Below are 244 nucleotides of genomic sequence, written 5' to 3'. Positions count from 1 at the left end.
GCCGATGCCGATCGCGGTGACGAGGCGCCCGCCCTCGGCCAGCTGATCGGCGAGCGGGCCGGGACCCTCCGGCACCTCACCCTCGATCAGAATGATGTCATCAGGTGCGCCGGCGGCGAAACCGCCTGTCGGGTCCACCGCCTCCAGCCGGACCGCGCCGGCGGGGAGGCCGTCCGGCAGGACTGTGCGCGCCACCGCCAGCAGCGGCGCATCCGCCTCCAGCGCGGTGACGCGGGCGCCCATA

At 75.4% G+C, this 244-nt stretch carries 1 pseudogene; it reads right to left on the bottom strand.

Annotation, left to right across the window (positions count from 1 at the left end):
* Positions 1 to 244: pseudogene (locus tag JMJ55_RS30695) on the bottom strand (protein-L-isoaspartate O-methyltransferase family protein); the annotation flags it as partial.

Origin of the sequence: Belnapia mucosa, from assembly GCF_016775475.1 — a bacterium.
GTDB classification, from domain to species: domain Bacteria; phylum Pseudomonadota; class Alphaproteobacteria; order Acetobacterales; family Acetobacteraceae; genus Belnapia; species Belnapia mucosa.
This window is presented reverse-complemented; position numbering and strand designations above follow the sequence as displayed.